The sequence below is a fragment of the Mucilaginibacter agri genome (assembly GCF_009928685.1).
GTDB lineage: Bacteria > Bacteroidota > Bacteroidia > Sphingobacteriales > Sphingobacteriaceae > Mucilaginibacter > Mucilaginibacter agri.
The window spans coordinates 135014-161660 of sequence record NZ_WWEO01000045.1 but is presented as its reverse complement, the minus strand read 5'-3'; the positions used below and the strand labels follow the sequence as shown (position 1 = coordinate 161660).

The following is a 26647-nucleotide window of genomic DNA, read 5'->3' as shown; positions in this document are numbered from 1 at the left end:
TGCTTTACCAATAAGTAACAGCATAAAATGGATATTAAACACCAAAAGAAAGGCGATGAAGGCTTCTTCTTCGTCGAAAAAGACGGCCGCAAAGTAGCCGCTATGTTTTACCTAATGGAAAACGCCGATACAATGAGTATTTTCCATACCGGTGTAGACGATAACCTGCAAGGCCAGCATATTGGCGAGAGCCTGGTTGAAGCCGGCGTTGAATACGCCCGCAAACATCATCTTAAAGTAAAACCAGCTTGTGGCTTCGCCAAAAGTATATTCGACAAAGGCAATTTTAATGATGTATTAGCATAATTGCTACATTTGAAATATGCTTGATATTTTAATTATAGGCGGCGGCCCTATTGGTTTGGCTTGCGGTTTGGCAGCTCAGAAAGCCGGTTTTAACTTCCTGATTGTAGAAAAAGGCACACTGATCAATTCGTTATATAATTACCCTTCTACCATGACGTTTTTCTCTACCTCAGAGAAACTCGAAATTGGCGGAGTTCCCTTTGTAACTACCCACACCAAACCCAATCGCGCCGATGCATTAGAATATTATCGCAGGGTAGCATTGTCGAACAACCTCCCGCTTAACTTATTTGAAGAAGTAACCGGGGTAAAAAAAACAGGCGACCATTATGAGATAAGCACCACCAAAGCAACTTACGAGGCCAAATACGTTATTGTATCGACCGGCTTTTACGATATTGCTGTAAATCTCGATATCCCAGGCGAAGACCTGCCCAAAGTAAAACATTACTATCAGGATCCTGCCTTTTACACGTTGCAAAAGGTAATTGTGGTGGGATCGAGCAATTCGGCCATTGACGTAGCATTGGAAACCTGGCGCAAGGGTGCGGAGGTTACTTTGGTTGTACGTGGAAGCGAAATCAGCGAACGGGTTAAATATTGGGTACGGCCAGATATCATCAACCGCATTAAAGAGGGAAGCATTAAGGCTCACTTTAATTCCAATTTAAAGGCGATTAGAGAAACGGAAGCTGATATTGAGACGCCTGAAGGCTTGATAACTATTCCTAATGATTTTGTGATGGCCATGACAGGTTATAAGCCCAACTTTGATTTCCTGAAAAACATTGGAATCGATCTGTCTGACGATGGCAAGTTTCTTCCTCATTACAATAAAGAAACCATGGAGACCAATCTGAATGGCCTTTATCTTGCCGGTGTAGTTTGCGGTGGCATGGATACTCATTTGTGGTTTATAGAAAACTCGCGTATCCATGCAGATATGATTTTGGACGATATTAAACGTAAACAAAACAGGAGTTAACACAAGTCTTTCTTTTTAATTAAGGAAAACTATATTAAATTGCTGCTAATAACCTCTAACCACCCAACCAGCTGCCTGGCAGCTGTTAATAGCCATGGATAACACCCCCGAGAACCCTGTAAAACAGATTAATTCCCTGCTGGAAGAAGCTTACAAAACCCGCATTTACGATCTTAAAAAAAGCACACAGCTTGCCAGCAAAGCTTTAAAGCAAAGCCGCGAAATAAACGATCAGCTGCTAACCGGCAATAGCCTCAATCAACTTTCGCTGTTTTATATGATCATGGGTGAATACAAGCTATCGATAGACATGGCGCAGGAAGCGATAAAGCGTTTTGAGCAGCTTGGTAACGAGCATGGCATTGCCGATGCTAAATACAATATTGCGGGCGTTTACTACAAAACAGACAACTATCACCTGGGCCTGGTTTACCTAATGGATTGCCTGACTATCTACCGCAAGTATCACGATTATCATAACCAAGCACGTACTCAAAAATCATTAGGCACTATCTATGAATATATCGGCGACATTAAGAATGCTGTTCGTGCCTATGAAAGTTCGATAGAGGCAGGCGAAAATGTAATGGATAACAACCTGGTATCCAATGCTTACAACCCCCTATCGGGTATTTATTTAAAACAGGGAAAGGTACAAAAAGCCCTCGAATTGATAGAGAATGCGATCGAGCTTAAGAGCGAATCGGGCGATATACGGGGGTTGGCTTTTTCGTTATACGGTCGTGGCAAAGTGTACACCCAAACCGGTGAATATCAAAAAGCAGAACGTGATTTTAAGGAAGCCCTGGTGATACATACCCGCGAGAATGATCAGCTGGGCATTGCAATGACCTTGTACAAAATGGGTGTGCTGTACACCAGAATGGAAAGATTTGCTGATGCCAAGAAAATACTGAACACAGCTTTAGAGCATACCAACAAGTATAACATCATCAGCACTAAATTTAAATCGAGCTACCAGCTGTATATTATCTACAGGAAAGAAAACAATACCCAAAAATCTTTAGAGTGCTTGGAACTTTACCTGCAATATAAAGAGGCGGTTATCAATACCCAAACCCTGCAGGTAATAGAAAATTATGAGTTGATAACCAAAATGGAGGCCCTCAAAAATGAAACGAGGATACAAAATGAGAAAGCCGAAATTTTGGAGAAGAAAGAACTTGCAGAGCAAACAGCTAAAATGAAGCAGGAGTTTCTGTCGACCATGAGCCACGAGATACGCACGCCGTTAAACGCGGTGATCACCATTACATCTTTATTGAGTGAGCGCTCGGAACCTTCGGAAAAAGATCTGTTCGATTCACTTAAATTTGCATCCAACAACCTCCTGCTAATCATCAACGATATTCTGGACTTTACCAAACTTGATGCCGACAAGGTTGAACTGGAAAACAGGCCGTGTGATATCAAGGTGCTTATCAACCAAATTACACGCATCTACGATAAAATGGCCGAAGAAAAAGGCCTTGGTGTTACGGTAAAGTTAAATTCTGATATTAATCAGTATTATGAGTTGGATGAAACTAAAATCAGCCAGATATTAGGAAACCTGATCAGTAACGCCATCAAATACACGGACGAAGGTTCGGTACAACTGGAAGTAAATAAACTTGCATCTGAAGACGATGATGACATCCTTGAGTTTACAATCAGGGACACCGGACAAGGGATACCGGCCACGTATTTTGATAAAATGTTTCAGAGCTTTTCTCAACCTAAATCTATCACCACGCGCAAGCAAGGTGGTTCGGGTTTGGGTTTAGCTATTGTTAAAAAGCTAATAGAGCTGCACCAAAGCGAGATTAAGGTAAGCAGTGAATTAGGTAAGGGCTCTGTATTCCAATTTAATTTAAAGCTTCGCAGAAGCGCACCGCAGGCAGTACCATCTGTAAAGAATTTGGCTGATATAAAGGATTGTAACATACTGCTGGCCGAAGACAATATGATCAATGCACTGGTGGCCCGTAAACTGTTATCAAAATGGGGCATCACTGCCGAGCATGCCAAAAACGGGCTCGAAGCGGTTGCTATGTCGGGCTTAAAGGCTTACGATTTTATTTTAATGGATATCCATATGCCCGAAATGAATGGCTTCGATGCTACCGCACATATCCGAAATAACGAAAACCCTAATATCAAAACCCCGATTTTCGCACTCACAGCCGACATTACGGCCGAGCACCAGTCGGAGTATGTGAATTATTTTAACGGTTTTTTACGCAAGCCTATCGAAATTGATAAGCTTCATGCTGCGTTGACGGGCGTTAGTTGATCTAACTGTTTTCCTATTTCTGTTTTAGCCTAATACTTGCTATTTTACGGCTAAACATAGTAGCCGTATGAAAAAGGGACGTTTAGAAGCATTCAGCGATGGTGTTATCGCCATTATTATTACTATCATGGTACTCGAACTTAAAGTACCACATAGTGCCGATCTGCATGCGCTACAACCGCTGCTCCCTACCCTATTTTGTTACGTGTTAAGTTTTATTTACGTGGGCATTTACTGGAACAATCACCACCATATGATCTATATGGTTGATCGTATTGATGGGCGCGTGCTTTGGGCAAATCTCCATTTGTTATTCTGGCTTTCGCTTGTACCCTTTGTTACTGCATGGACCGGCGAGAATCACTTTGCCCAATGGCCGGTTATCTTTTATGGTATTGTTTTAGCCATGAATGGTGCATCTTACGGTCTGCTTGCACGCTTGCTGATCAAACGCTCGGGCAAAGATTCGGCATTGGCCGATGCGCTGGGCCGCGATTGGAAAAGCTGGCTTTCTGTATTGATCTACGTTGCGGGCATTGCCTCTGCCTTTTACAACCCGCTCATCAGCATGGGCTTATATGTAATTGTAGCTATGATATGGTTTGTGCCCGATACCCGAGTAGAACGTAAGGTACTGGGTAAAGAATCTTGTTAAATATCAGTCTCTTACTGCTTTATAATCAAAATATTACATCGTGTATCATCACACCGCCGTATAATATTTTTTAATTTCATGCTGTAAACTATAACTATACATCATGAAAAAATTTACCCTTTACTTTTTGCTTCTGTTGCCGGCAGTTTATGCCAACGCTCAGGATGCAGTAAGTTACAAACTGCCGCCTAAAGACATGGCCGACCTGCTATTGGCCAAGCCTACTCCGGCAGTTAGCATCGACTCTAAGGCCGAGTGGATGCTACTGAGCGAGCGCAACCCTTATCCTTCTGTGGAAGAACTGGCACGCCCCGAGCTGCGCATTGCAGGCTTACGCATTAACCCGGCTAACTATTCATTAAGTCGCGGTAATTACATCAACAACTTTACCCTTAAAAATATTAAGACCGGTAAAACTTACTCTATTACCGGCCTCCCTACCCCACTATTTGCTGGCAATATCAGCTGGAGCCCCGACGAAAAGAAGATAGCTTTTACCCAAACCGGTGCCAAAACAGTAGATCTGTACGTAATAGACGTGGCTACTCAAAAAGCAGTTAAAACTAATAAACGAGCGTTAAACACTGTTTTAACTGGCTTTGGCGGCGCGGCTACCTGGGTTGATAACAGCACACTATTATACCGTGTAGCAACCAAACCGGCGGCGGCGGCCCCGGCCAAGCCAGCGGTACCTACAGGCCCAACTGTTCAGCAAAATTTAGGTAAGGTTGCTCCAAGTGCTACGTATGAAGATTTGATCAAAACACCGTATGACGAGCAGTTATTCGAATTTTTCGGTACTTCGCAATTGGTAGCCAACAAAGGTGGTGTTGAAACCGCAATTGGTAAACCAAGTATTAACAGCGGCATAACTTTATCGCCTGATAAGAAATACATGATGGTGCGTACCATTAAAAAACCTTTCTCTTACCTGGTAACAGCTCAAGGATTTCCTTCAACCGTAAAAATTACGGATCTGAGTGGCAAAACAGTTAAAGTTTTGGCTGAATTACCTTCGAGTGAGGCCACTCCATCTGGTTATGATAACACTCAAAACATCGACCGTGCATTTGACTGGCGCGATGACGAACCGGCAACTATTACATGGGCACACCCCTTAGATAGCGGCCGTATCCGTAAAAAGGTTGACTTTCATGATGCTGTTTATGCACTTAATGCACCGTTTACCGGCCAGCCTGTTGAGTTATTTAAAACTCAATACCGTTACCGCAGCACACAATGGGGCAATGAGCAGATTGCCTTGGTTCGTGAGGGGCTTCGCTCTAAACAATTAGATCGTGTAGACCGCTTCAACACTACCGAGCATAAACTGGAAAAACTTTACGAACGCAACACCAGCGATGCCTATGGCGATCCGGGTAGCCCTGTAACTACCAAAAATAAGTTTGGCCGCGAGGTAATATTGACTACCGACAATGGCACCAAATTACTGATGAACAATACAACGGGAGCATCCGACAAAGGCGACCTGCCTTTCCTGGCTCGTTTTGATATTGCTACGGGTAAAAATGAGATCTTATGGCGTTGCGGCGAGGGTACTTTTGAAACCGTTGTTGATGTAATTGACCCCGACAAATTGGTTCTGCTTACCCGCCGCGAGTCGCAAAAGGATGTACCGAACTACTATATCAAAAATCTGGTACTTCGCATAGCTGATAGGCCGATCACCGCTTTTGCTAATCCTTACCCGCAATTAGTAGGTGTTACGAAGGAGAAAATCCACTACAAACGGGCCGACGGTGTAGACCTGACCGGAGATCTATATCTACCAAAGGGCTACAACAAAGACAAAGACGGCCCACTGCCAGTATTAATATGGGCTTATCCCCGCGAGTTTAACTCCGCATCAGATGCGGCACAGGTGCGTGGTTCACAATATAAATTTACGGTGATTGGCGGCGGTAGTCCGGTATTTTTTGTAACCAACGGCTATGCTATTTTGGATAATGCCGAAATGCCTATTGTAGCTAAAGAAGGCAAAAAACCTAACGATACCTTCGTTGAGCAGTTACAGCTAAACGCCGAAGCGGCTATCAACAAACTATCTGAAATGGGTGTGGGCGACAAAAACCGCATCGCAGTTGGCGGCCATAGCTATGGCTCGTTCATGACGGCTAACTTAGTGGCACATACCAGTTTATTTAAAGCAGGCATTGCCGAAAGTGGTGCCTATAACCGTACCCTTACGCCATTCGGTTTCCAAAACGAAGACCGTACGTATTGGGATGATCCGAAACTGTATTACGATATGAGTCCGTTTAGCTTTGCCGACAAAATTAAAACCCCAATACTGCTGATTCACGGTGATGCGGATGACAATCCGGGCACCTTCCCTATCAACAGCGAGCGCCTGTTTGCTGCCATTAAAGGCCTTGGAGGCACAGTACGGTTTGTTTACCTGCCCTACGAGGCTCACGGTTATCGTGGCCGTGAAAACCTGTTACACAAGCTTTGGGAAATAAATACATGGTTAGATACCTATGTAAAGAATGCCAAACCTGTAGAGAGCGCGAGTAAATAGTAGACTTGTATTCCTCCATATAAACAAGAAAGCCACCGATTTTATCGGTGGCTTTCTTGTTTATTCCTCTTCGCTCCAGCGATAACTTTCATTTTCCAATCCTATCAGGTCAACTACTCGGTTTACTACCGTTAGTGCCACATCTTCAATGGTTTTAGGTAAACTGTAAAATGATGGTACAGCCGGGCAAATAATCCCCCCCGCTTCGGTTACGGTTTGCATATTGCGAATATGAATGAGGTTAAGCGGCGTGTCGCGCGCTACCAGTATCAACCTGCGACGTTCTTTTAGTATCACATCTGCGGCGCGGCAGATCAGATCGTCTGATGTACCAGCTGCTATACGGCCTAAGGTACCCATTGAGCATGGCACCACAACCATGGTATCAAACCTGGCAGAGCCTGAAGCAAATGGCGCAAAGAAATCATTCTTTTGGTAAAAATCGAAAGGGTAATTCTGATAATCTTCGTTTTGTAGTTCGTATTTCCAAACCTCTTTGGCATTGTCTGACATTACCACCGCCACCTTAGTAATTTGGCTTTGCAGTTTCAATAACTGATCAAACAATACTTTAGCATATACAGACCCACTGGCCCCCGTTACAGCAACTACAATCTTTTTCATGCGTACTATTGGCAGATAAACAGAATTTACAGGGACAATGTTACGGAAATATCTAAATAAAAAAGGGTCGAATAACTCGTACTCGACCCTACATCTACCTATGAAAAACATGCCCTTGAGAGGGCAATACAAATATAGAAACTAAAATTTAATTTATAAACAATTATTTTAAATAATTTTAACGTGCAGTTTTTGTTAACCGTTCTTCTCTATCAGGGTTTGGATAATGCCATCTACCATGCCTACGCTTGGCACGTAAATATTCTTTATATCTGCCCATTTCATCACAGTAAGGTATATTTCAGAGGCCGGGATAATCACGTCGGCCCTATCTGGGTTAAGCCCTAGAATATTAATACGGTCTTTAAGCGAGTACGAATTAAGGTGGTTATACAACGTTTTTAACTTACTTATACTCAATGGCGAACCGTCTTTCTCGTCGGATAACTTGTAAAGTTTATTAATATTACCACCGGTGCCAATGCCAGATACACCTTTTAGTTTACGGGTATGCTCTAAGATAAAGGCTTTCATCTCATTCCAGGTCTCATCTTTATCCTGGTTGTCCAGCATACGGATGGTACCTATATTAAATGATTGTGAGGCCACAAACCTACCCGACGTAAATAACGACAGTTCGGTACTACCTCCGCCCACGTCTATGTACAGGTAATTTTTAGTATTATCTATATTTTGCTCAATATGGCTGGCATAAATAATATTTGCTTCGCGCTCGCCATGCACAATTTCCAGATCAATGCCTGCTTCGTCTTTAATACGCTTTACGATATCTTGCCCGTTGGCAGCCTCGCGCATGGCCGAAGTAGCACAGGCCATATAATCGTCCACTTTATAAACGTCTATCAGGTTTTTAAAAGCACTCATGGTTTTAACCAGTTCGTCGGCTTTTTTGAGCGAAATATGCTGATTTAGAAACGCATCGTCGCCAAGGCGCAATGGCACCCTAATCAGCGTATTTTTTTTGAATGAAGCAGTAGAGCTATGCTTAGTTATATCAGCAATAAGCAATCTTACTGCATTTGATCCGATGTCTATAGCGGCGTATCTCAATTTTATGTGTTTTTAGCTTTCAGATAATTATATATTTCTATTTGTGCTCTGTGGAGCGAAGCAGATTTTGTACGGTGATATTTATTAGTACCTATGCCGTTAAGATCCCTAGCCTTCGTATTGTCGCGCAATTGGATGTCGATCATATCCCGAACTTCCTTTTTTAATTCTTCATCGTATATAGGGAAGCCCACCTCTACCCTGTTATCAATATTACGAGTCATTAAATCGGCAGAAGTGAGGTATATTTTCTCTTTGCCGCCGTTACCGAATATCAGTACACGGGCATGTTCAAGGTATTTATCTACAATACTTATAACTCTGATATTCTCACTGAAACCTTTTACATGCGGTATCAGGCAGCACATTCCCCGTACAATAAGATTAATTTTCACCCCGGCGTTGCTTGCCTGGTATAGCTTGTTAATCAATTGCTCGTCAGAGAGGCTATTCATCTTCAATATCATATATGCTTGCTTACCCCCCTTAGCGTTCTTCATCTCCTGGTCTATCATTTTATAAATAGCCGGGCGCGAATCAACCGGAGACACAATAAGATTCTTTAAACCTTTCGGTAAGCTGCCCTTCTGTAAATCTTTAAATACCTCTACCAGATCGTCGGTAAGTTTGGTGTTACAGGTAAACAATGTGTGATCTGCATAAATATTAGCCGTTTTCTCGTTAAAGTTACCAGTGGAGAAACATGCATAATATACAGGCTTACCTTTTTCTAGTCGGGTAACTAAACAAGTTTTGGCATGTACCTTATAATTCGGGATGCCGTAAATTACCTTCACCCCCTCTTCTTCCAGACGGTTACTCCAGAAAATATTGTTCTGCTCGTCGAAACGTGCACGCAACTCTATCAGGCAGTTTACCTTTTTACCATTCTTGGCAGCGTTGATCAGCGCGTGGATCACACTCGAATTTTCGGCCACGCGATACAAACTGATATTGATTTCTTTAACCTTCGGGTCGATAGCAGCTTCACGCAAAAAATGGATGGTATAATCAAAAGACTGATATGGTGTACTCACCAGGTAGTCTTTCACCATAATTTGATTAATTAAACTTTTGGCGAAAGAAAGGTCTTTAACCGGCACGGGTTTATAGCGCGGATACTCCAACTCAGGCCTGCTGGTGTTGGGGAATTTAATAAAGTCTTTAAAGTTATGGTAGCGGTTACCTGGTATCAGGTTTTCGCTGTGCAGGTTAAGTTTAAAAGTAAGGTTGTTTACCATATCCACCGGCATTTCGGCATCATAGAGTAAACGCATGGGTTTACCTTTACTACGCTTATGCAGGCTTTTAGCAAGGGCGTCGATAAATTTCTCGCTTACTTCTTTATCCAGGTCCAACTCTGCATCGCGGGTAAGCTGTATAGAATATGCTTCGATACTGTCGTACTCAAAAATAAAGAAGATATCTTCCAGGCTGTACCTGATAATGTCGTCCAGCAGGATAATAAAATTCAAATCATTGGTTTGCGGCAGCACCAAAAAGCGCGGCAAATTATCCGGAAACTCTATAAGCGCGTAACGGGTTTTCTTTTTAGTAGTAAGCTTTACGAAGAAATAAATCGCTCTGTCGCGCAGTTCTGGTATCGGCGAATCTTCGTCGAGCATTATCGGCACCAGCGTAGGCAGTAATTTGTTGCGGAAATAATCCTTTACAAATGCACCACGTGTTACGTTAATCTGCTTTTCGTTCAGGATAAAGATCTTTTCGGCCGCAAGTTCTTTAACAATGATATTCTCGTAGAGGTTGTTAAACTTACGCTCCTGCTTAATAACTATAGTTTTTATTTGCGACAAAACCTTTTTAGGATTATACCCTAGAAGATTTTTAGCCTTTTCGTTCAGGTTGGCCAGGCGCGTTAACGTGGCAACCCTTACCCGGTAAAACTCATCGAGATTTGAAGAAAAAATGGCCAGAAATTTTATACGATCTATCAGCGGTACAGTTGGGTCAGCAGCCTCCTGCAATACTCTGTCATTAAAATATAACCAGCTTATTTCTCTGTTTACTAAAGGTATTCGTTTATCAAGAGACATTTTATTTGCTTCGGCAATTAGGCGCTGTATGCAAAACTGCTCATTTATTTGTTAAGATAATATTAACTTAATATAAATAAGTAAGTTTTAAATAAACGTTAAAACAAATAGATTTGTGGGCTATTATTACGTTACTATTACCTAATTTTAAAGTAAAACCATCACCTATTATGCCATCATTTGACATCGTATCTAAAATTGACGGGCAAACGCTCGACAACGCCATAAACAACGCAAAAAAGGAGATTTTGAACCGTTACGATTTTAACGATTCGAAAAGCACTGTAGAGTTGGACAAAAAAACCAACGAACTAACTATTGTAACTGAGAACGATATGCGCCTTAAAGCCATAGAAGACTCCATCATCAGCCGCATGATGAAACAAGGCCTCGATCCGAAAGCGCTCGACTTTGGCGAAGAGCAGGCAGCATCTGGCAACATGATTCGTAAAGGAATTAAAATTAAAGAAGGCCTGGATAAAGAAGCCGCCAAAAAAGTGGTTAAAAAAATTAAAGACAGTGGATTAAAGGTACAGGCATCTATTATGGACGACCAGGTTAGGGTAACCGCCAAAAAGATAGACGATCTGCAGGCCGTGATCAGCCTTTGCCGCACCGAAGATTTTGGCCAGCCGTTGCAGTATATTAATATGCGCAGTTAACAGTTTAGGCTTAAAACAAAGGCGGCTCCCTTTTGAGGAGCCGCCTTTAAACTAAACCAACACTGTTATGAAAACAAACTTTAATTATTTTACAGCTATTTCTCTTGATTGAACTTTAGCTTCTTCTTTTTTAGATACTTTCAGCGTAAGGATACCGTTAATATATTCGGCTTCAATTTTAGACTGATCAGCGCTTTCTGGCAAAGTGAATGATCTTACAAATGAGTTGTAAGCATATTCTTTTTTGCTGTATTTCTTACCTTCTTCTACGTTTTCGGTTTTCTTTTCTGCAGAAACGCTTAAAACGTTTTTGTCAATGCTAATTTTGAAGTCTTCTTTGCTTAAACCGGGAGCAGCCAATTCAATTTCGAACTGATTTTCGGTTTCGGCTATATTTACGGCAGGAGTTTTAGTTACAAATCTGTCGCTTACTTGGGTATCGTTTAATAATGATTGAAAAACGTCGCTAAAAAATGGATTAACTGCGTTTCTGTGTCCGTTGTTAAATTTTACTAATGTCATTTTATGTTCCTCCAGAATTTTCTTTTATTATATTCGTTCACTATAAGTCAACTCTTATACCAACGGCATTTTTTAATCTAAAAATGACTTTTTGTCGGTATAAAATAACAACAACAGACAATTTGACACCACATGGCTGAAAGAATTACTGATTATAACTTTAAGACACCTATCCCGATCCGCTTTTCGGATATAGATGCCTACGGAAACGTAAGCAACACGATATATTTAACCTATTTTGAAATAGCCCGTTTATGTTATTGGAAGGAAGTTACCGATTGGAATTTCTCTAAAACGGGCGTTATCCTGGGGCGCTCGGAGATCAATTACCTGAAACCTATCTCAATAAATGATACAATTTATTGTTACGTGCGCACATCGCGCATTGGCAACAGCAGCTTTGATATGGTTTATTTACTAACCCGCGAAACGCCTGATGGCGAAGAAATTTGCACGGTAGGCAAATCGGTATGCATTAGTTACGATTACGAGAGCAATAAGTCGGTACCAATTCCGCCTAAGCAACGCGACAGTATGATCAAATACGATGAGCCGGGGTTGATTACGAATACACATTAACCCCCCAGCCCCCTAAAGGGGGAGTTAGAAAGGCGAGAATCAGGGCTTCCCAAATTTTACCGAGGTAGGTCGAGACATAAAATCAAACTTCTATTCCCCCCTTCAGTGGGCTAGGGGCAAAAATTTTGCCTGGGTTCAATATACCGTTCGGATCGAATACCTGTTTAATCCCCCGCCATAGCGCAAAATGCACATCAGTATACTTAATATTCATGTAATCCTTTTGCACCAAGCCTATACCGTGTTCGCCCGAAAGCGTGCCACCAAGATCAACTGTTAATTTGAAGATTTCGCGGATGCCGTCTTTCAATTTAGTATTCCAGTCGATATCGCTCATATTCCCTTTGATGATGTTAACATGCAGATTACCATCACCAGCATGACCATAACAAACAGATTCGAAGCCGTACTTAGCGCCAATTTCTTTAATACCTTTAATTAGCACCGGCAACGCAGCACGGGGCACTACGGTATCTTCTTCCTTATAAACCGAGTTTGATTTTACCGAAACCGGCATGGTGCGCCTGATACGCCAAAGTTCTTCTTTTTGAGCGGTTGTATCGGCAAACAAAACCTCCTTGCAATCAAAGTTTTCGAGCACTGTATTAACCTGCTCGCAGTTTTCGAGTATTACATCCTGGTTGTTGCCATCAACTTCAATGAGCAAAAATGCTTCGATACCATCTTTCAAATCAAAGACTAAACCGTCGAATTTAATTACCCACTCTATCCCCTTTCGCTCCATAAACTCCAGTGTAGACGGAATTACCCCTGCCCTGAATATAGCCGATACCGCACCACAAGCAGCCTCGTTTGTAGTAAATGAAGCTAACATTAACGCATTATATTTAGGCTGAGGAATGAGTTTTACCACAATGGCAGTAACAATGCCGAGCGTCCCTTCCGAGCCAATCATTAACTGGGTTAAATTATAGCCAGATGCATATTTAAGCGTATTGGCGCCAGTCCAGATGATGTCACCACTAGGCAAAACCACTTGCAAATTCAGCACATATTCGCGGATAGTGCCGTATTTAACTACCCTTGGCCCGCCCGAACCATGCGACACGTTGCCCCCGATGAAACAGCTACCCTTACTGGCTGGATCTACCGGGTAAAGCAGGCCTTTTTCGGCAACAGCATCCATAAAAACTTCGGTAATAACACCTGGTTCGACCGTGGCCTGAAGGTTTTCTTCGTCTATTTTAACGATTTTATTAAAACGCTCCATGGCAATCACCAACCCTCGTTTAACGGGCAATGCGCCACCACTTAAGCCTGTGCCCGCACCACGGGGTGTTACCGGGATATAATTTTCGTTGCATAGTTTCAGCAAAGCAGAAACCTCATCTGCGCTTTGCGGGCGGGCAACTATCTGCGGATAATATTGCAAATCTTCGGTTTCATCATGACTGTATGGTTCCAGATCGTCAGTGTCGGTTAGTATATAAGCTTCGCCGACAATTAACCTAAATTGCTGCAATAGTTCGGGGCTAACAGGCTTATAGTCCATCGTTATTTTTTATAAGTAATAGTAACAGAAGAAGCTTCAACCTTACCTTTTAAAGGGGGACTAAGCTTTTTTAATTTTACCCTTATAATTTCAGCAAAGGAAAATTCGGTTTTAATGCGATCTATAATAGTTTGTACTACGGTTTCGAGCAATTGGCGGGTAACTTTCATCTCTTCGTCGGCAATTTGATACAATTGCTCGTAATTAAGCGTATTAGACAATTTATCATCACCAAAGCTGTTGGCTGGATTAAAACCTACTTCGATATCCAATAAAAAGCGATTGCCCAATTGTTGTTCTTGCGGGTAATAGCCATGTCGGGCAAAAAATTCAGCGCCATGTAATGCAACTTCTATCATAAATCAAAAGTAAATTAAACCGCATAATATAACCAACGAATGTAAGCTTTGATTAGATTTGCTTAACTGACAATACCGAAATTATGCCAAGAACCGACTTGTTTGAATCGCCGGACTATTACCTGGTTGATGAACTTTTAAGTGACGAACATAAATTAATACGCCAATCTGTACGTGATTGGGTAAAGAAAGAAGTAAGCCCGATTATAGAAAATCAGGCGCAAAAGGCCGAGTTTCCTAAACAATTAATAAAAGGCCTGGCAGATATAGGTGCCTTTGGCCCGACTGTGCCTGTTGAATACGGCGGCGCCGGCCTCGACTATACCGCCTACGGCATTATTATGCAGGAATTGGAGCGTGGCGATTCTGGTATCCGATCTACAGCATCTGTTCAAGGCTCATTGGTAATGTACCCGATATACGCTTATGGATCGGAAGAGCAAAAACATAAATACCTGCCCAAACTGGCTTCGGGCGAGTTGATGGGTTGTTTTGGCTTAACCGAACCCGACCACGGCTCGAACCCGGGTGGTATGATTACAAACATTAAAGATGCCGGAGATCATTACATATTAAACGGCGCCAAAATGTGGATCTCTAATGCCCCCTTTGCCGATATTGCCGTTGTATGGGCTAAGGACGAAACTGGTAAGGTTCGCGGGATTATCGTTGAGCGCGGCATGGAAGGCTTCAGCACACCAGAAACCCATAATAAATGGTCACTGCGCGCTTCCGCCACAGGCGAACTAGTTTTTGATAACGTAAAAGTACCTAAAGAAAACCTGTTGCCTAATGTAGCCGGATTAAAAGGTCCGCTGGGTTGTTTAAATCAAGCCAGATATGGTATATCATGGGGAGCTATTGGTGCTGCGATGGATTGTTACGATACCGCCTTGCGCTATGCTAAAGAACGTGTGCAATTTGGCAAACCGATAGCCGGCTTCCAATTACAACAAAAAAAACTAGCCGAAATGGTTACTGAGATTACCAAAGCGCAATTATTGGCTTGGCGATTGGGGACACTAAAAAGCGAGAACCGCGCCACAGCGGCTCAAATATCAATGGCCAAACGCAATAATGTAGACATGGCCCTTCATATTGCCCGTGAAGCAAGGCAAATTTTGGGCGGAATGGGCATCACTGGAGAATACTCGATTATGCGGCACATGATGAACCTTGAATCGGTAATTACCTATGAGGGAACACACGACATTCATTTACTGATAACAGGCATGGATATTACTGGTTTAGACGCTTTCAAATAAAAAAACAGTGTTTTAACCCATTATAGACTAAAAATTACTACCTTAAAATACTGAATATTATTTTTGTCGACCGTCTAATTAATACCATTGCTTCGCCCCAAATTATATAATAAACACGTTCTACGCTACGGCCAAAAGCTGTTAGTTGCGCTGTGTATGTTATTGGTATTTAACGCCTGCCACCGGCAAGATGATGAACGCGTTTATTCCGCAGGTTTTTTAAAGATACTCGATACAGCCAATCTAATTAGCGACAAACATCCCGAAGAAGGTGTTAAATACATCGATCAGGCGTTTAAACGCCTTAAAAACACAACGGTTAACGATAAATTCAGACGAATAGGATTTCATTATGTATTGGCGATCCGCATAAGGCATAATGACAAGGAGGCGCTGCTATATGCCGACAGTATGCTGAATATGATTAATGAGAATGGTGGTCAACAACGTAATCCTTCACTTTATTCAGAAGCCAGCTTTGCCAAAGCCGACGCCTATTTTAACCTTCATGATTATGATAATGCTTATCCATCTTATTTCATTGGGTACCAGATCGGCAAAAATCACCTCGACAAATTAACGCTTACAGCCTATGCCTATCGCATAGGCATGATCACCTATCAGCAATCGCATTATAACCTAGCCATTACTTACTTTAAAGAAAGCTATAAAAAATCACTGCCGCTGGATAGCCAGTTTGTGATCTTTTACCGCAACCAGGAAATACTCGACAACATAGGCCTTGCCTATCGGCATCTTAATAAACCTGATAGTGCGATCGCCTATTTTGAAAAGGCTATTAGTTATGTAAACCAAAAAGGCTCAAACTATAAGAAAATTAAACCGGGTTTAATGGACGTTGCTAAAGCAGTAGTTTATGGCAACGAGGCTGACATTTATATCAAACAGCGTCAATATCCGCAAGCGGTAGATCTTTTAAAGAAGAGTATTGCTATAACCAGCTTACCGCTCAATGATAATTTTGACGCCGAATTATCGGAAATAAAACTGGCAAAGATTTATGCGGACCAAAAGCGCGATGATCTTTTGTTACCTGTGTTAGATAGCGTTCAATCACAGTTAAAACACACTTCAAACAAAAAGGCAGAAAGCGACTGGTTTAAGCTAATGGGTGAATATTACGCCCGTAAAAACCAACTTGCCTTGGCGCTAAATTACAACAGGCGTTATAACGAGCTCAGAGATTCTCTGATCGAAAATGTAAGCCAGTTAAAAGAAACGAACATTGGCGAACAGCTTAATAATTACGAAAAGGAACGTGAGATAGAAACTCTCACCTACAATAATAAGCTACAGCGCATATATTTAACCGTGGCTATTTTGCTCGCGGTAATGGCTATTATTATTATCCTGTTGATTTATCGTAACTGGAAAAGATCTAAAAAAGAGCTTATTACTGTAAGTGGTTTAAACGCACAGGTAACAAAGCAAAAGGCCGACTTGCAGAATGCGCTTGACAGATTAAATGAAGGCAGCCAGGAAAAAGACCGCATTTTACACGCCGTTGCGCACGATCTGCGTAACCCACTGGGCGGCATATCGTCATTAACCAACGTAATGGCCTCAGACGATGGCTACACTGAAGAACAGCAGGACTACATTAATATTATTAAAGACACTGCCTCCAACTCCCTGGAGCTGATAAATGAGATATTCGAAGCTACAGATAACTCGCTTACAGAGTTGAAAATGCAGTCAGTTGATATTAATGTGTTGCTTAACAATAGCGTAGAATTACTTCGTTTTAAAGCGGCCGAAAAAAATCAGCAAATAGAACTGGAAACGCTGGATTCGCCGGAAATGTTGATGATAAGCCGGGAAAAGATTTGGCGGGTAGTAAGCAACCTGATTATTAACGCCATTAAATTTAGTCCGGTTGGCTCGGTGATAAAAGTAAGCGCCGCACGCTACGATAAAACTATCTGCATCGCAGTTGCCGACAATGGTATAGGCATTCCCGATAATCTGCGTGATAAGATATTCAATATGTTTACTGAAGCCAAAAGGCCAGGCACTATGGGCGAAAAATCATTTGGACTTGGTTTATCTATCTGCAAACAGATTATCGATAAGCACCACGGCAGTATTTGGTTCAACAGCGGAGCTGACGGCACAACATTCTACGTTTCGTTGAATAGAGAGACAAAAAGTATATAAACCAAACGCTATCCTCGAAAAAGGCGCTATCCTTTCAATAAATTACTATACCAATATCCCGACCCTTTTATTGTGCGTTTTAAGGTATCAAAATCGACGTGTACCAAACCAAAACGCGGATGATAGCCTTCTGCCCATTCAAAATTATCCGTAAGCGTCCATACAAAATAACCATGTACGTTCAACCCCTCGTTTTTGGCTTTTAGCACCTGCTCGAGATAATCGTTCAAATATGATACGCGCCGGGTATCATCTATTTTCCCGTCAACCAATTGATCTTTAAATGCAGCGCCATTTTCTGTAATAATGATTTTTTTAACATTTGGATAAGCGCCAAACTTTTTAATCATCTCGTAAATAGATTGCGGATACACCTCCCATCCCATTTCTGTTGTTGGCACATTGCGTTTTGTAGCCTTAACCAAGCTAGCGCCTATGTAAGGGGTAAAAAATGAGTATTCTACAAGTTCCCTTGTGTAATTTTGAATGCCGATAAAGTCGAAATCAAAATGCATATTTTCGGGATCACCTGGCAGTATGTACTTTTCTAAACGTTTTAAGGCGGTAACTTCTGTCATGGGGTAACCCATGCCTAATATAGGCTCGATAAATAATCGATTAATCAGCGCGTCGGCACGTTTTGCCGCTGCGATATCTTTCGAGGAATGCGAATTGGGTTCGATATAAGAGCAGGAAAAAGTGGTGCCTATCTGCCTGTCGGCGGGAAGCTTGTTACGTAGTATCTTAGCGCCCGCAACAATACTTAGCACCGTATTATGCACAACGGGAACAAAATTTCTTAGCCCGTTTTTGCCAGGTGCATGGATTCCCAGAAAATATCCGGCACCAGTAAATACCGAAGGTTCATTCATAACCATCCAGTGTTTCACCTTGCTCCCGAAAGCTTCGGCACAAACATTAACAAATTCGGAGAACCAACTGATAATTTCGCGATTTGCCCAGCCGCCTTTGTCTTCCAACACTTGCGGCAAATCCCAATGATAAAGCGTTATCCAGGGCTCAACCCCTTGTTTTAGACAGTAATCTATCACCCGGTGATAATAATCTAAACCAGCTTGGTTTACTTTACCTGTACCCGATGGCAAAATGCGCGTCCACGCGATAGAAAAACGGAAGTTGGGTATATTAAGGCCTTTAACAATGTCGATATCTTCTTCATATCGATTGTAAAAATCGCAGGCTACATGGTGATGATCACCATTTAAAATCTTACCTTTTTTTGAAGAAAACGTATCCCAGATAGACTGGCCTTTACCATCAACATCACAAGCGCCTTCTGTTTGTAACGCAGCAGCGGATACCCCCCACTGAAAATCGTCACCAAACTGCTTTCTGTTTAATTCACCCATTAGTTAGTATGCCTCATTGTTTTTAGCGTGCAACAAAGAAACAACAAACCGATGGAGTGCCGGTAAAGTTTCGTGAAAATATAAATTGCCCGTTAAAAAATTAACAGGTGTAATATGGAAGGCGACCTGTTTACAAGCCGATAAATAGACGATATAAAGTAACACTATTAATGCATGTAAACCGACTTAATGCGTTGTAGCATCACTCTTTCGCGTAAACTGTTAAACAGTCTGTAAATCCTATTAAGCAAATTCATAACGCTGTAATTTGATTAATACTAAGATACTGATTAACAGTTAAGTTAAAGCTTCGTTAAAATGAAGTTTATGTTAAGCGACGGGGCAAAAAAAGTAGAGACACAAAGTATGTGTCTCTACATATAATTTCAACTTTCTCTGATCGATAAGGATTGACAAAAGGCTTATTCGCTATAAACACTCTCCACCTGATCGCGCAGGTTATAGCGTGAAGCCATTACTTCGCCGTAGGCTCCGGCAGTACGGACAGCGATCAGATCGCCGCGGAATGATTCTGGCAATTCCACATCCTTACGAAAACAATCCGTGCTTTCGCATATCGGGCCAACCACATCGTATTTGATCGGTTGTTTCTCTGCCTCAGCAACCTGACTTAAATTCTCAATTTGGTGATATGCCTGATATAACATCGGGCGAATCAATTCCGTCATACCGGCATCAAGCACCAGAAAATTCTTTTTAAGGCCGTTTTTAACGTATAATACCCTCGCAATTAAAGAAGCCGATTGCGCCACTAAAGCACGACCTAATTCGAAGTGTACTTCCTGATTGGGTTTAACATTCAGAAAATCGCTGAACACTTTAAAATATGCATCAAAATCGGCAACGTTATCATGGTCTGGTGAGTAATAGTTTACGCCTAAGCCACCGCCTACGTTAAGTACTTTGATATTAAAACCTTTTTGCTCAAACCATTCGCTCAATTCGTTAACACGGGTACAAAGCGTTTTAAACGTCTCCAGGTCTGTAATTTGCGAGCCGATATGGAAGTGGATGCCCAGCAATTGCAGGTTTTTGCAGTTACGCAAAGTATCTGCCACATCGGGCAATTGCCAAACGTTTACGCCAAATTTGTTTTCTTCTAAACCAGTGGTAATAAAGTGGTGGGTATGCGCATCAACGTTTGGGTTAATACGGATAGCAACATTAGCAATTTTGCCTTTAGCAGCAGCCAGGTCATTGATAACCAATAACTCCTGAACAGACTCTACATTAAAGCAGAAAATATCGGCATCCAGCGCGTAGTTGATCTCTCGATCCGATTTACCTACGCCCGCAAATACAACTTTGTCTTTGCCAAAACCATATTCTACAGCAGCTTTAACTTCGTTACCGCTAACACAGTCGGCACCAAATCCGTATGATTGCACAGCCTGCAATACTTTAGGATTAAAGTTTGCTTTCATGGCATAATGCACATGGAAGTTATACTTGTTAGCCGCTGTTTGGCAAGCCTGCAAAGTATTGCGCAGTACATTAAGGTCGTAGTAGTAAAACGGTGTTTCTAATTGTTGAAAACGGTTGGTGATATCGTTGGTAAACATTAATTAATGCTTTAAAAAAATCTAAACTAAAATAATCTGCTATGCAGGCTTCTCAGGGCCTCTACTTTGTCTTCTGTTTTTACGAGTAACGACAAGTTATGATCGCTGCCTCCGTAGGAGATCATCCTGATCGGGATGTGCTTTACCGATTCTAATACACGTGCTGCGTAGCCATGCTTATCGGCGCCGAAATCGCCAACCACACAGATAATAGTGTGGTTAACATCTAGCTCAACTGAGCCGAATGAATTCAACTCTTTGGTAATATCTCCCAGATGAGTAGTATCATCGATTGTCAAAGATACACCTACCTCAGAAGTAGTGATCATATCTATCGAAGTTTTATAACGCTCAAATACCTCGAACACGCGGCGTAAAAAGCCATAAGCCAATAACATTCGGCTCGATTGTATTTTGATAGCCGTAATATCGTCTTTAGCGGCGATGGACTTAATACCATCCTTCACGCTGTCACCGGTTATTAGTGTACCGGCGGCTTGCGGGTCCATAGTATTTAGTAACCGAACCGGAATTTTGTATTTCTGTGCCGGGAAAACACTTTGCGGGTGTAATATTTTTGCACCGAAATATGCCAGCTCGGCCGCTTCATCAAATGATAACTGGCTAATAGGTTGCGTGCTCTTCACAATCCTTGGATCGTTGTTATGCATGCCGTCGATATCCGTCCAGATTTGTACTTCTTCGCTACGGATAGCCGCACCAATAAGCGAGGCGGTATAATCGCTGCCGCCGCGGCGCAGATTATCAATTTCCCCGAACGAATTTTTACAAATATATCCTTGGGTGATAAATAATTTATTCTCCAAGTGCTTATTCAGCAAAGGGTTAATATGATCGGTTATATAATCTACAACAGGCTCGTGATCTTCATCCACTCTCATAAAGTCGAGCGCTGGTAATAATACCGATGGCACACCGATCTCTTGCAGATAAACATGATATAAAGTAGTCGACAGTAGTTCGCCTTGTGCCAATACAATCTTATCTTCGATGTGTGTAAACAAATCGTTGGATAATTGGCTTAATAAACCGAAGTGATAATCGATAACCTCTTTACCCCTGCTCAGACATTTTTCGTCATTAAACAGTTCCTTAATAAATAACTCGTACTTATCTTTTAGTGTGGCAATTAATGTTGCAGCCCTGGCCTTATCGCTGGCCAAATAGGCTTGACCAATTTCAACCAAACTATTGGTAGTACCCGAAACTGCCGACAACACCACAATCTGGCGTTCATCGGCATTAATAATATTCAGCAGCTTTTTCATCCGATCAGGACTACCTACAGATGTTCCGCCAAATTTTAAGACTTTCATTATTTATTCTGTTTAAAAGACAAAAACTGATATTCCGCTGCCAGAAGCAGGTTTTAAGATGCAAGGAGAAGTACTAAGATTGTATATCAGCAGTAATTTACAGCGCACCAGCTTTGGCGGCGCTAAAAATACAAAAAATGCACACGGTTTAATAGGCGATTCCATTATTAAACTTTGCTATCTTTATAAATCTCATTTTTCGCTAATATGAAAAATATAAGGCCACATCTCACACTCTTGGTTTTTAGCTTTTTTTCAATTATTTTATTAATTGTGTTCCTATCTCTTGAGGCGAGGAATTATCCCTTTATGAAACTTGACGCAAAATGGTTGCTAGTAGCAGGAACCCCTATCTTAATTGCACTCATTATTGGTGGGTATATAAAAACATTTAAAGGATTGGGCTTAGAACTAGAAGCCAATTTAAAAAAAGATCTTCCAGAATCATTAATTACTAAATTTGAGTTTATAGACCAAGGTAAAGATGTTATTATAATTAAGGGTCCGCGGTCTGAAATTAATGAGCTTGGCGAAGAGGAAAAGAATAGGCGTATTCGTATAAGATTTGTCTTAGGCAGAAGAGATTATTATAAATCCGAAGACATAGTTTATTATTTAGAGCGATTAACAAAATTAAAATACATAGAGATAGTTAACGAAGACGAACAGTTCAAATGCCTACTTCCAATAGATCATCTGCATCCCAACAATGAACCTAATGGTCCTGCTTTTGATAACGCTGCCATTGATAGTTTTGTAACGGCAATTCAAGATTCCCAAACATTTAAAAAGCAATATCCGAAGGCCACTAAAGATTTTGTGTTCGTCGATGATACTGTACTTGATGCATATAAAAAAGTATCGAAAAGCTACATCTCTAGTCGAGGTAAAAACGATTATCTCCCTGTACTCGACTCCCAACGTAAAATGATAGGAATCGTACTCAAAAATGATCTCGAACGCAAGATATCTCAGGAAGTATTAAGAAGTCTTTTGTAATAAAATTTAATCCCTCCGCTTCGGGAGGGATTGAGAGGGCTTTACTTCGACTGCTCATGAATAGCTGTACCTAAATGCTGGATATGGCCCTCGTCTAACAGCAATGCCGCATTTAAATGCGGTTTATAGATCCATACATTATGCTCGTTGCAATACATATAGCCACAAAGCCCGTCGGCATAGTATAAATCGTACAAGCTTGCTTTTGCTTCGGGGCGGTGTTTTACGGTGATCACCAACGGGCGATCTATCATCGGAATTTCTACTACAAACGGATTCATATAGCTATAACTCAATTTTTGTGAAGTGGTTTCTAAATATTAGCTCAAAGCACGCAATTTAGTTTAAGGTTTACAATAGCAATGCATGGCGAAAGCATCCTCCTTTGTATCTAATAATCAAAAATGATTTTAAACTGTATTTTGTCTCAGTTTTCAATTGCGCTTTAATATTAACTTTGGCGCATATTTAATCGAATATCTTATGAAAAAAATTTGGTTGCTTGCTTTAACATGTGTAACCATCGTTGCCTGCAGCGATGATAAAGCTGAGGAAAAAAAATCAATGGACGGAATTTTGGCTACGCACGATAAAGTGATGGCTGCCGAAGATAAAGCCATGACCAATAAAATTCAGATAGATAGCCTGTTAAAACTGGATAAATTTGCACCCCAGGATTCTGCCGCGCTTAAAGCCGAATTTAGAACACAGAGCAGCAATCTTAAAACTGCCGACGAAGCCATGGAAGATTGGATGCATAAGTTTGATCCTGACTACAAAGGTAAATCGCATGCTGATGTGATGGAGTACCTTAATACGCAAAACATACAGATCAACAAAATAGATTCGCAGTTGAATAGCTCAATAGATCTGTCGACAAAGGCGCTGGCTAAATACAAACAACAATGAGAAACTTATTTTATGCGTTAATATGCGTTTTAGCTTTGAGCGCTTGTAATAATTCGGCCAGCCAGAAAATGCTGCCTATATATGGTAATCGAGAGGCAAGCACTAAAACGGTTGATGGGAAAACAGTTACGGATACCATTTACCAAACTATCCCCAAGTTTAATTTTATAAACCAGTATGGCGATAGCATAAGCAACAAAAGCCTGGATGGTAACATATACGTAGCAGATTTCTTTTTTACCACTTGCCCAAGCATTTGCCCCGTTATGCACCGCAACATGCTTAACGTATATAAAGAATTTAAAAACGTAGGCAATTTTAAGATCGTATCCTATACCATCGACCCAAAGCACGACAGTGTTGACGTATTAAAAAAATATGCCGACAAACTAGGTGTTACCGGCAATAATTGGTTATTTCTACAGGGACAAAAAGAAGAAACCTATAAACTGGCCAAAGGCTACATGGTTGAAGCCCGCGAGGGTAATGTGCACGATGGTTATTTTATACTGGTGGATAAGCAAAAACGTATCCGTGGATCGTACCTGGGTACGGACCCTGCTGAGGTTACCAAAATGATAGCCGATATTAAAACACTACAGGCCGAACCAGATCAAAACATTGCACAATGAGGTGGCAACTAAGCGCGCTTATTTTATTCGTTATCTCATTCCTGGTTATATCCTGCGCTAATGATCAGGACATTGAATTTAAGCGTGCCTATTCGGCTGGTGAAGTAGTTTACACACAGCATTGCCAAAACTGTCATGGTAATAATGGTGAGGGTCTTTCCGCACTAATGCCGCCACTTACCGACTCGGTTTACCTCAAGCAAAACAAAACTCAACTGGCCTGCATCATCAAGTTTGGCTTAAAAGATAAGTTGGTTATCGTTAGTGGCAAACCCTATCAAAATCAAATGCCCCCCGCCGACCTCGCCCCTATCGAAATTTCACAGGTGCTCACTTATGTTAAAAATTCGTTTGGTAATAAAATGGGGGTTGTAAAGGTTGAGGATGTTAATAAGGACTTAGGGGATTGTAAGTAAGAGAGGACTTATTTATTCCCAATTTATTATAAGTATGGCCGACGCCCAAACTATTCTTGCTCTCTAATAGTTTTTATTTTTTCCAATTCTATAACATCAATCTGATCTTTAGGTCTGTTTACAGCCTTTTTATTTTGAATCAATTGATTGATATGCAAGAAGGGTATATCTATACCATCAAGATTAGCAACGGAAGCAATTTCCAGGCATTCAGCAAAAGTCAAATCTTCTAACCCCTTCATAGTGGTCATGATGTCTAATTCTATACCGCTGCCAATATAAAAACTTGTCCAGCCCGGTACAAACTCCATAGTTTCCAATAAAGGCTGGTCGCCGTAATCTAAAGCATTAAAAGCAGATCGAAGACGCTGGCGATTTGATAGTGTATCTTCAAGCCAAAGATCGATGTCGTCGGTATTCCTATTGAAACCATGAAAACGTGTGGCAAATCCGCCAACCATAATATAATTGACCCGGTGTTCGCTTAACTTTTTCCAAAAACGAAGCAAATCTTCGTCAAGTACATCCATAAATTACTTATGAGTTATTCTAGCCTTACTATACATTTTGTTGGCGCGAAGCATTTTAGTGAATAAAAGAAACTTTTCCATATCAGATCGATAGATATTGCGCTTCAACCGATCTGTTTCCGTTTCGGGAGAAATTAAGTTTTGAGTAACTATATTTTCCGGTTGAGATGATGACATACATCCTTATTTCCCATGCAAGATAAGAAAAAAATAGTAAAACCATGCGATTACAGCGTATAACCCAACAAATCGGTCAACGCCAATTGACAAATCAACAAATTACCAAATCGAAAAACTAAGCTTAAGCTGTTCTGCGATAGTGCAGATTCTTAACTACTGTTTTCTTCTTCTCCGCTGCCTTTTCTTCCTGTTGTTCTTCCAGGTTCATTAATTCTTCGAAGGCTGCTATAATTTCTAAATCTGCTTCAAGAGAGGCTTTCAAATTTTGCGCATCGTTGTACGCATCAGTCATCAAAAATGATCTCATACTGAGCTTAGATAAAGGAGCAATATCGCAGTTGGGGAGCAGGCGATAATTTATCCAGGTTTATATTCTGTTTATTAGCTAGTTGGTATATATACAAGTTCAATTTAAACACTTTGTTTTTTAATACAAATACTGAGTGAACGATTTGCTAATTCTGCTAAGAATGCATTTGTGGGTAATTAAAACAATCAGCCAATCAGCTTTTTTATTAACAAATCAACAAATTATCGTATTGTGAAATTATTTTGCGCAACACCATCAACCAATTAAAACCCTATCTTTGCATGGCAAAACGTTCTATCGCTGTACCGATGAGAGTCGGAACGGAGGAAAGTCCGGGCAACACAGAGCATCCTGCTTCCTAACGGGAAGGCGCCGTACCAGCCGGCGACAGCAAGTGCCACAGAAAAAATACCGCCGCGATTTATCGGGGTAAGGGTGAAAACGTGAGGTAAGAGCTCACGGCATTACCGGGCGACCGGGATGACGGTAAACCTCAGGAGTTGAAAAACCAAATAGGTTCTGAATTTAAAGCTGCTCGCTTTTATATGTTGTTCGCAACATGGTCAGAATGGGTAGGTTGTTAAAGTTTGGCAGCAATGTCAAAATAAGATTAATGATAGAAATTGCCCTTCGGGGCAACACAGAACCCGGCTTATAGCTTTGCTGCTGGTTATTAACCCGCTCTGTTTCAGGGTGGGTTAATTTTTTTAAAACAAAAACCCAAGTGTTTAATTTACTATACAATTAATAATATATTAGCACTTCAATTA

25 protein-coding genes and 1 other RNA gene are annotated in these 26647 nt (G+C 41.2%); 14 read left to right on the top strand and 12 right to left on the bottom strand.

What is annotated here, in order from left to right; all coding sequences use genetic code 11:
* Positions 1-27: 27 nt before the first annotated feature.
* The 5 genes from GSY63_RS20780 to GSY63_RS20760 all read left to right on the top strand — a co-directional run bounded on the left by GSY63_RS20780 (position 28) and on the right by GSY63_RS20760 (position 6784).
* Entirely contained in the window at positions 28-306 is a 279-nt protein-coding gene (locus GSY63_RS20780; protein ID WP_166587777.1) for a GNAT family N-acetyltransferase, read from the top strand.
* Positions 307-322: 16 nt separating this feature from the next.
* Positions 323-1291 carry a YpdA family putative bacillithiol disulfide reductase gene (locus tag GSY63_RS20775; RefSeq protein ID WP_166587776.1) on the top strand — a complete coding sequence of 323 codons (969 nt, stop codon included), beginning with the start codon at positions 323-325 and terminating at the stop codon, positions 1289-1291.
* Between the two features lie 94 nt (positions 1292-1385).
* Positions 1386-3587, top strand: coding sequence for a tetratricopeptide repeat protein (locus GSY63_RS20770; protein WP_166587775.1), 2202 nt, complete (start codon positions 1386-1388; stop codon positions 3585-3587).
* A 67-nt stretch (positions 3588-3654) separates the two neighbouring features.
* Positions 3655-4242: a TMEM175 family protein gene (locus GSY63_RS20765; protein WP_166587774.1), complete on the top strand. Its 588-nt coding sequence runs from the start codon at positions 3655-3657 to the stop codon at positions 4240-4242.
* Positions 4243-4345: 103 nt separating this feature from the next.
* Positions 4346-6784, top strand: a complete 2439-nt coding sequence (locus GSY63_RS20760) for a S9 family peptidase (protein ID WP_208094626.1) — start codon at positions 4346-4348, stop codon at positions 6782-6784.
* 60 nt (positions 6785-6844) lie between these two features.
* Here GSY63_RS20760 and GSY63_RS20755 read toward each other — a convergent pair whose 3' ends face one another.
* The 3 genes from GSY63_RS20755 to ppk1 all read right to left on the bottom strand — a co-directional run bounded on the left by GSY63_RS20755 (position 6845) and on the right by ppk1 (position 10533).
* Positions 6845-7408 (bottom strand): UbiX family flavin prenyltransferase, encoded by a 564-nt coding sequence (locus GSY63_RS20755; protein ID WP_166587773.1) that lies wholly within the window; start codon positions 7406-7408, stop codon positions 6845-6847.
* A 195-nt stretch (positions 7409-7603) separates the two neighbouring features.
* Positions 7604-8479 carry a Ppx/GppA phosphatase family protein gene (locus tag GSY63_RS20750; protein ID WP_166587772.1) on the bottom strand — a complete coding sequence of 292 codons (876 nt, stop codon included), beginning with the start codon at positions 8477-8479 and terminating at the stop codon, positions 7604-7606.
* A 2-nt stretch (positions 8480-8481) separates the two neighbouring features.
* Complete coding sequence (gene ppk1, locus GSY63_RS20745; protein ID WP_166587771.1) at positions 8482-10533, bottom strand: polyphosphate kinase 1; 2052 nt, start codon at positions 10531-10533, stop codon at positions 8482-8484.
* Between the two features lie 170 nt (positions 10534-10703).
* On the opposite strand from ppk1, the gene GSY63_RS20740 reads away from it, so the two are divergent.
* The gene (locus GSY63_RS20740; protein WP_166587770.1) at positions 10704-11195 is read left to right on the top strand and encodes a YajQ family cyclic di-GMP-binding protein; all 492 of its coding nucleotides are present in this window, start codon (positions 10704-10706) and stop codon (positions 11193-11195) included.
* Positions 11196-11279: 84 nt separating this feature from the next.
* On the opposite strand, the gene GSY63_RS20735 is transcribed toward GSY63_RS20740, so the two are convergent.
* Complete coding sequence (locus GSY63_RS20735) at positions 11280-11717, bottom strand: Hsp20/alpha crystallin family protein (RefSeq protein WP_166587769.1); 438 nt, start codon at positions 11715-11717, stop codon at positions 11280-11282.
* 132 nt (positions 11718-11849) lie between these two features.
* Between GSY63_RS20735 and GSY63_RS20730 the strand changes: the two genes are divergently transcribed.
* Entirely contained in the window at positions 11850-12296 is a 447-nt protein-coding gene (locus tag GSY63_RS20730) for an acyl-CoA thioesterase (RefSeq protein WP_166587768.1), read from the top strand.
* A gap of 82 nt (positions 12297-12378) precedes the next feature.
* Here the strand turns inward: GSY63_RS20730 and GSY63_RS20725 are convergent, their stop codons facing one another.
* Both GSY63_RS20725 and folB read right to left on the bottom strand, forming a co-directional pair.
* The gene (locus GSY63_RS20725; RefSeq protein ID WP_166587767.1) at positions 12379-13809 is read right to left on the bottom strand and encodes an FAD-binding oxidoreductase; all 1431 of its coding nucleotides are present in this window, start codon (positions 13807-13809) and stop codon (positions 12379-12381) included.
* A 2-nt stretch (positions 13810-13811) separates the two neighbouring features.
* Positions 13812-14168, bottom strand: a complete 357-nt coding sequence (folB, locus tag GSY63_RS20720) for a dihydroneopterin aldolase (protein WP_166587766.1) — start codon at positions 14166-14168, stop codon at positions 13812-13814.
* Positions 14169-14251: 83 nt separating this feature from the next.
* Between folB and GSY63_RS20715 the strand changes: the two genes are divergently transcribed.
* Positions 14252-15433 carry an acyl-CoA dehydrogenase family protein gene (locus tag GSY63_RS20715; protein WP_166587765.1) on the top strand — a complete coding sequence of 394 codons (1182 nt, stop codon included), beginning with the start codon at positions 14252-14254 and terminating at the stop codon, positions 15431-15433.
* A gap of 156 nt (positions 15434-15589) precedes the next feature.
* Entirely contained in the window at positions 15590-17611 is a 2022-nt protein-coding gene (locus tag GSY63_RS20710) for a tetratricopeptide repeat-containing sensor histidine kinase (RefSeq protein WP_166587764.1), read from the top strand.
* A 26-nt stretch (positions 17612-17637) separates the two neighbouring features.
* Here GSY63_RS20710 and GSY63_RS20705 read toward each other — a convergent pair whose 3' ends face one another.
* The 3 genes from GSY63_RS20705 to GSY63_RS20695 all read right to left on the bottom strand — a co-directional run bounded on the left by GSY63_RS20705 (position 17638) and on the right by GSY63_RS20695 (position 21901).
* Positions 17638-18981, bottom strand: a complete 1344-nt coding sequence (locus GSY63_RS20705; protein ID WP_166587763.1) for a GH1 family beta-glucosidase — start codon at positions 18979-18981, stop codon at positions 17638-17640.
* A gap of 422 nt (positions 18982-19403) precedes the next feature.
* Entirely contained in the window at positions 19404-20564 is a 1161-nt protein-coding gene (lysA, locus tag GSY63_RS20700) for a diaminopimelate decarboxylase (RefSeq protein ID WP_166587762.1), read from the bottom strand.
* Positions 20565-20590: 26 nt separating this feature from the next.
* Entirely contained in the window at positions 20591-21901 is a 1311-nt protein-coding gene (locus GSY63_RS20695) for an aspartate kinase (RefSeq protein ID WP_166587761.1), read from the bottom strand.
* A 309-nt stretch (positions 21902-22210) separates the two neighbouring features.
* On the opposite strand from GSY63_RS20695, the gene GSY63_RS20690 reads away from it, so the two are divergent.
* Positions 22211-22900, top strand: a complete 690-nt coding sequence (locus GSY63_RS20690) for a CBS domain-containing protein (RefSeq protein ID WP_166587760.1) — start codon at positions 22211-22213, stop codon at positions 22898-22900.
* 41 nt (positions 22901-22941) lie between these two features.
* Here GSY63_RS20690 and GSY63_RS20685 read toward each other — a convergent pair whose 3' ends face one another.
* Positions 22942-23181: a hypothetical protein gene (locus GSY63_RS20685; protein ID WP_166587759.1), complete on the bottom strand. Its 240-nt coding sequence runs from the start codon at positions 23179-23181 to the stop codon at positions 22942-22944.
* 202 nt (positions 23182-23383) lie between these two features.
* Between GSY63_RS20685 and GSY63_RS20680 the strand changes: the two genes are divergently transcribed.
* Genes GSY63_RS20680 through GSY63_RS20670 form a run of 3 tightly spaced genes read left to right on the top strand, consistent with a single transcriptional unit; the run spans position 23384 to position 24857 of the window.
* Positions 23384-23809, top strand: a complete 426-nt coding sequence (locus GSY63_RS20680) for a hypothetical protein (RefSeq protein WP_166587758.1) — start codon at positions 23384-23386, stop codon at positions 23807-23809.
* The gene (locus GSY63_RS20675) at positions 23806-24441 is read left to right on the top strand and encodes an SCO family protein (protein ID WP_166587757.1); all 636 of its coding nucleotides are present in this window, start codon (positions 23806-23808) and stop codon (positions 24439-24441) included. The genes GSY63_RS20680 and GSY63_RS20675 overlap by 4 nt, the downstream gene beginning before the upstream one ends.
* Complete coding sequence (locus GSY63_RS20670) at positions 24438-24857, top strand: c-type cytochrome (RefSeq protein WP_166587756.1); 420 nt, start codon at positions 24438-24440, stop codon at positions 24855-24857. Before GSY63_RS20675 ends, GSY63_RS20670 begins: the two co-directional genes overlap by 4 nt.
* 50 nt (positions 24858-24907) lie before the next feature.
* On the opposite strand, the gene GSY63_RS20665 is transcribed toward GSY63_RS20670, so the two are convergent.
* Positions 24908-25387: a hypothetical protein gene (locus GSY63_RS20665; RefSeq protein WP_166587755.1), complete on the bottom strand. Its 480-nt coding sequence runs from the start codon at positions 25385-25387 to the stop codon at positions 24908-24910.
* A gap of 301 nt (positions 25388-25688) precedes the next feature.
* Entirely contained in the window at positions 25689-25874 is a 186-nt protein-coding gene (locus GSY63_RS20660) for a hypothetical protein (RefSeq protein WP_166587754.1), read from the bottom strand.
* 284 nt (positions 25875-26158) lie between these two features.
* Between GSY63_RS20660 and rnpB the strand changes: the two genes are divergently transcribed.
* Positions 26159-26548: RNase P RNA component class A (gene rnpB, locus GSY63_RS20655), an RNA gene on the top strand.
* Positions 26549-26647: the final 99 nt, after the last annotated feature.